This is a genomic window from Kineosphaera limosa NBRC 100340, from assembly GCF_000298215.1.
GTDB lineage: Bacteria > Actinomycetota > Actinomycetes > Actinomycetales > Dermatophilaceae > Kineosphaera > Kineosphaera limosa.
Map to the genome: position 1 here is coordinate 65429 of NZ_BAHD01000034.1, position 6004 is coordinate 71432.

Genomic DNA, 6004 nt, shown 5'->3' on the forward strand with positions numbered 1-6004 from the left:
CTGATGCTCCGAGACTGGGAAGGATCTCGGAGCTGATCAAGCGACTGGAGGGCCACAGGGCAGGCTTCCTACCTGCGGCTTTGTGCTGATGTTCGCTGTAGATCGAAGGTGGACGTCGAGGGTTCGGGGCGGGCGGTGGCGCGTCACAGGAGGCCCGGAATGACCTCCTCCGCCTGATCGGCAAAGGCCTGCTCGGTGCCGGCGAGGTAGGTCTCCCACGCCGCGGTGTCCCACAGCTCCAGGCGCGAACCCGCACCGATCACCGTGCACTCGCGGGAGAGGCCGGCGTACTCGCGCAGTGTCGCCGGGATTGTCACGCGGCCCTGCTTGTCGGGGATCTCGTCGGAGGCGCCGGAGAGGAACACGCGCAGGTAGTCCCGCACCGCCTTACTCGTGACGGGCGCGGCCTTGAGGTCGTCGGCGACGCGCATGAACTCCTCCATGGGAAAGACGTAGAGACACCGCTCCTGGCCGCGCGTGACGACCAGCCCGGAGGCCAGTCGCTCGCGAAACTTCGCCGGGAGGATGAGCCGCCCCTTGTCGTCGAGGCGGGGTTGGTGGGTCCCGAGGAACACGAGCGGCACCTCCCTCCATGAGCGCGGTCGCCGGCGGACCGCCGACCTCTCTCACCCCATGACTCCCATTTCCTCCACTTTACGCCACTCTCCCCCACTGTCAACGTCATCGGCGGCCATCCAGCGCCGCTTGCATCTATGAATCCGCAGGTCAGGGGCGGTGGAGCGAAGTGGGGCGAGATCGGCCGAATATGTTCACCACCGGCGCTGCGACCCAGGAGTGCACCCTGACCCCACCGCCTAGGACTCCCCCGCCGAACCCAACTTCAGGGCGCTGAACTGCGGATTTGCCAGATGCGCGGGGTCGCGGGCGCGGATTGGCCGCGACGGCAGCGATGATTGAGGGGAGGGAAGTGGAGGGCCCCCAGCGGGGCCCCGCCGACACGGACAGGAGGCGCACGTGCAGCCGGCACGAGACGCGAATGCCCAGACCGACGAGCGCGGGACCGACGAGCAGGCACACGTCGGGACGCGGCCGTCTCGCAACGGCTCCCCGACCGGCGGCCTACCCGGCGTAGCTCCCGCCGAACGCGCCGGGCGCGAGGAGGTCGAGCGGGTCGCCGAGCTGGGCCGAGCCCTCGGGGGCGCGATCCGCTCCGTCATCGAGGGCAAGGAAGAGGTCGTCGACCGCGCACTGACCGTGCTGCTGGCGGGCGGCCACCTGCTACTCGAGGACGTCCCGGGAGTCGGCAAGACGACCTTGGCCAAGGCTCTGGCCAAGGCGGTGGACGCCCGGATGCGGCGGATCCAGTTCACCCCCGACCTGCTGCCCAGCGATATCACCGGGATCAGCGTGTTCGACGCCGAGCAGCGACGGTTCGAGTTCCGCGCCGGGGCGATCTTCGCCAATATCGTCGTCTGCGACGAGATCAACCGAGCCTCCCCCAAGGCGCAGTCGGCGGTCCTGGAGTCGATGGAGGAGGCGCAGGTGACCGTCGACGGCAACACGTACGCGCTGCCCAGCCCCTTCCTCGTCATCGCCACGCAGAACCCGCTGGAGATGGAAGGCACCTATCCGCTGCCCGAGGCCCAGCGCGATCGGTTCATGGCCCGCGTCGCCGTCGGCTACCCCCACCCCGAGGCCGAGCTGGCGATGCTGGCCAGCCACGGATCCCACAATCCGCTCGAGGACGTGCGCGCGGTCACCGACGGCGCCACCGTCGTCGCAGCGCAGGAGACGGTGCGGCGCGTCTACGCGGCGCACGCGCTGCAGCGCTACGTCGTCGACCTCGTCGCCGCGACCCGCGCGGCACCGACCCTGCGCCTGGGCGCCTCGCCGCGAGCCTCGCTGCATCTGCTGCGCGCCGCCCGCGCCCGGGCCGCCCTGACCGGCCGTGACTACGTGCTGCCCGAGGATGTGCAGGCGCTGTTCGTGCCGGTGCTCGAGCATCGGGTGCTGCTCTCCGGCGAAGCGCGCCTCGCGCGCCTGGCCGTCACCGACGTGCTGTGGGACGTGCTGGAGTCCGTTCCGCTGCCGGGCCGCCCCGGCGCGACCCGCGCTGGCCACGAGGGAGCCGACCGACTCTCGCCCGACCATGGGCCGCTCGATCCGAGCACCGCGGGACGCCGATGAGCCCAGCCGCCCGGGAGGCACCCCCCAAGAACTCCGCACCCCCTGCGCGCCCGGCGCTGACCGTGCGCGGCGACGCCGCATGGGAGGGCGAGGGCGACCAGGCAGGCCGCCCCGGGTCGGGCCGGTCCGCGCTGCGCCGGGCGGTGACCAACGGCAAGGCCTCGGCGCGTCAGCGACGCGCCGACGGACGGCGAGGCCCGGATGGCGGCCGTCGGGGCTTCACCGATCGCGGCCGGGCCTTGTTGGCGGCCGGGGTGACTTTCGTGCTCTCGGGCATGGCCTTGGGCTTCGTCGACCTGACCCGCGTCGGGCTGCTCCTGGTCGCCCTCCCCCTTATCGCCCTCCTCGCCTACCAAGGCATTCGACCTCGACTTGACGTTCAACGTCGAGCATCCCCGCCTACCGTCACCGTCGGGCAGAACTGCACGGTTCACCTGCAGGTCCACAATCCCTCCGCCTACCCCTCGCTGACCGCCTTCGCGCAGGAGCAGCTGCCGCTGGAGCTGGGCGAGCCAGCCCGGTTTCTGCTGCCGGGGGTGCCACGCCGGGGAACACGGCTGGTGGAGTACACGGTGCGCGCGGCGCGGCGAGGTCGTCACCAGCTGGGCCCCTTGGCGGTGCGCACGAGCGACCCCTTCGGCCTGACCACGTCGCTGACCCCCATCCCGGGATCGTCGGATGTCGTGGCCCTGCCTCCCGTTCACGTGCTCGCCGGTCGGCCGGGACTGCTCGGCGGGGCGGGCAACAGTGGATCGGACATCCTGGCCCCCGGCGCGACCGGTGTCGACGATGCGTCCCTGCGCGAGTACCAGCTCGGGGACGATCTGCGCCGCATTCACTGGCCGGTGACCGCTCACCGCGGCGAGCTCACGGTGCGCCACGACGGGCGAGCGCCGGTGCGCCAGGCCGTGCTCTGCCTCGATCCGAGCCTGCCGATCAGCGGCGCCGGTGACAGCCCCGCCCTGGAGTGGGCCGTCGAGGCGCTGGCCTCCATCGCCCATCACCTCTTGGCTCAGGGTTACCTGCTGACGCTAGTCACCCCCCAGCAGGTGGCCGCCGGTACGCACTCCCAACACCTCACCCTCGAGCAGACGTTGATGGCTTTGGCGGTGGTGGCACCGGACGACGGGCGGCTGCTGCGATCCGGTCGCTCGGTCCAACGAGGCGTCGCCTCCCCCGGTCGGACCGCCGCCGCCTCTCCCACCGCCTCTCCCGGTGCCGCAACCGAGTCGCCGCTCATCACCGCGGCCCGCGACGCCGCAGCCAGCGGCGGCCTCATGGTCCTGGTGGCGGGCACCAACGATCCGCAGACGGCGCACGACCTCCTCGGCACGCTGCCCGCCCGCACCACGGGCATCGCTCTGCTCCTGGAGGCCGAGGCCTTCGGCCGCCACCGCGGACCGGCGCGACCGCAGCCCACCCAGCAGAGCCCGGCCCCTTCGCATCGCGTGGGCCGCCGTCGGGATGCGGGCGCCGCGCACGACCTCGCTGCGTTCGCGGCCTCCGGCGGGTGGCGCACCCGCTTGGTGCGCGGACCCGAGCTCATCGACGCTGTCTGGGATGACGTCGCGGGGGTGCGTGGCCCATGACGACACACCAGGCGGGCGGAGCGAGCGCTGCCGAGCCACCGGCGGGCGCCGGGGTTCGTCGGTCGCCTCGCGTACGCGGCGAAAGTGGCCTGCTGGCCTCGGCGATCGTCGCGGTCGCGGTGTTCTGCTCGGCGCAGCCGTTGCGCGCCCTGTTCGAGGGCACCGGCTGGCTGCTGCAGCTCGGCGCGTTGCTCGCCGTGTGCGCCATGGCCGGCGCGCTGGCCCGCACCCGTCTGTCGGTGGGGCGGGCTCTGTTGGCCCAAGGGGTCGTCTTCGTCGCGACCCTGTTGCTCTTCTTCGGCGGCGGGACGCTGCTGTTCGGCCTGCTGCCGACCCCGGCGACCCTGGCGCACTGGAACGAGCTGCTGATGGAGGCCGGGGCGATGGTGCGCGAGCACGCCGCCCCGGTACCGGAGAACGCGGGGGTCTCGTTCCTGCTCGTCAGTTCGCTGGGCGCGCTCGGCCTGGCGGCCGACGCCCTGGGGGTCACACTGCGTTATCCGGCGCTGGCCGGCCTGCCGATCCTCGCGCCGTTCCTGACCGCGGTGGCCAACGGCGACGGCGGGCTCCACCCGCGGTACTTCCTGGTGACCGCGGTGGGCTGGCTCGTCCTCATGGCGGTGCACGACCGTCGGGCGGCCCTGGCGTGGAGCGGCCGGGCGCGGGTGGGGTCGTCGCGAGCAACCGACGGCTCGAGGCAGCGCGGCCGCGCAGCGGCGACCGGGATCATCGCCGCCGCCGCCCTCACCCTGTCGCTGGTGGCCGCGGCCGCCCTGCCGCACCTGCCGGTGCGCTATCTGGCCGACGGGCTGGGCACCGGCGGCCTGGGCGGCGGCAGTCAGATCGGCTTCTCCCCGTCCGCGAACATGCTGCAGGACCTCACGAGCACCACGGGTCGCCCGGTGCTGCGCTACGAGACCGACGATCCGGCTCCCCCTCCGCTGCGGGCCGCCACCTCGACCCGGTACGTCGCCGGCGAATGGCTCCCGGATGAGGACACCGGCGTTCCCAGCGACACCCCGCAGTTGCGGTATCCGATGGGCTGGGCCCAGCGGGAGGAGCCGGCGCCTCGGCATCGCATCGACGTCTCCGACAACCGACTCGCCGCCCCCTACCTGGCGGCGCCGGCCGACGTCATCGAGGGCCGGGTCTACGAGGCCCGGTGGGCGCAGGGCCGGTCCGGGGTGCTGTCGGTCGACACGACGCCGCCGCGCTACACCTTGTCGTACCTGGTGCAGAATCCGGACGGCGCGGACTTGCGGGCGGCGCGCGGTGGCGCTGGCGCCTATTCGCGCTCCGTGCGGTCGGCGCTGGACCCGGCGGGCATCACCCCGCTGGTGGAGCAGCGAGCGCAAGAGGCCACGGAGCTCGTGCGGGGCAATCCGTACGACGAGGCCGTGGCGATCCAGGACTGGCTGCGAACGAGCGGCGGCTTCCGGTACTCCCTGGAGTTGGCGCCGATGCCAGGTGGGGTGCCGCAGCCCGCGGAGGCGAGCGAACGGGCGATCAATCACTTCTTGGAGACCAAGCAGGGCTACTGCGTGCAGTTCACGACCGCGATGGTGCTCATGGCCAGAAGCCTGGGCATTCCGGCGCGGGTGGCCACCGGCTTCCTGCCCGGCACGTCGGTGGCGGGGGTGCGTGAGGTCGTGCCGGCTGACGCGCACGCCTGGCCGGAGCTGTACTTTCACGGCACCGGTTGGCTGCGCTTCGAGCCGACTCCCGGGTCACGCAGCGGTGTGCCGCCGAGCTACTCGGTGGCGCCGTCACAACCGGAGTCCCCGGCCACCCCGACCGCCACACCGACGGCTGGGGCGACCGCCACGGCGGAGCCGACCGGCGCGGCGCCGCAGCGACCGGAGGAGGTGGAGGCCGGCGCGGCAGCCCCGCAGCCGAGCGCGACGGCCCAGGATCGCGGGCTGCCGTTCGTCGCGCTGCTCGTGGCGCTGCTGCTGCTTGCGGCCGTGGTTCCGACGGCCGGGTGGGTCGCGCGGCGTCGACTCGCGGGCGCCGGCAGTGACCGGGAGGATCCGGCGGACCGCATCGAGGCCGGCTGGAGCGATCTGGTGGTCCGGCTGGAGGATCTAGGGGTCGACGTCGATCCGGCGGCGGTGCTGCCGCAGCAGCGGGACCGCATCCGGACGGCCGGCGACCTGCGGGGCGAGGACGACGAGGCGCTGACCCGGCTTGCGCGGCTGGTCGAGTCCGCGCGGTACGCCCCGCCCGGCGCGGGCAGCGACGGGGAGGCCGAGGGCGCGCTCGCCGAC

Annotated in this window: 4 protein-coding genes; 3 read left to right on the forward strand and 1 reads right to left on the reverse strand. The window is 73.1% G+C overall.

From position 1 onward, the window contains the following. Positions 1-143: 143 nt before the first annotated feature. Positions 144-575 carry a division/cell wall cluster transcriptional repressor MraZ gene (mraZ, locus tag KILIM_RS11400; protein ID WP_040563092.1) on the reverse strand — a complete coding sequence of 144 codons (432 nt, stop codon included), beginning with the start codon at positions 573-575 and terminating at the stop codon, positions 144-146. Between the two features lie 400 nt (positions 576-975). Between mraZ and KILIM_RS11405 the strand changes: the two genes are divergently transcribed. The 3 genes from KILIM_RS11405 to KILIM_RS11415 all read left to right on the forward strand — a co-directional run. Next, complete coding sequence (locus KILIM_RS11405) at positions 976-2148, forward strand: AAA family ATPase (RefSeq protein ID WP_006592841.1); 1173 nt, start codon at positions 976-978, stop codon at positions 2146-2148. Next, positions 2145-3737 carry a DUF58 domain-containing protein gene (locus tag KILIM_RS22395; RefSeq protein WP_006592842.1) on the forward strand — a complete coding sequence of 531 codons (1593 nt, stop codon included), beginning with the start codon at positions 2145-2147 and terminating at the stop codon, positions 3735-3737. Before KILIM_RS11405 ends, KILIM_RS22395 begins: the two co-directional genes overlap by 4 nt. After that, positions 3734-6004 (forward strand): transglutaminase TgpA family protein (locus tag KILIM_RS11415; protein ID WP_006592843.1); only part of this gene is annotated, 2271 nt, incomplete at its 3' end. The genes KILIM_RS22395 and KILIM_RS11415, both read left to right, overlap by 4 nt.

What these genes read in the sequence shown, in the direction of transcription:
- KILIM_RS22395 (WP_006592842.1), top strand. Translation starts at nt 2,145, where the DNA reads ATGAGCCCAGCCGCCCGGGAGGCACCCCCCAAGAACTCCGCACCCCCT.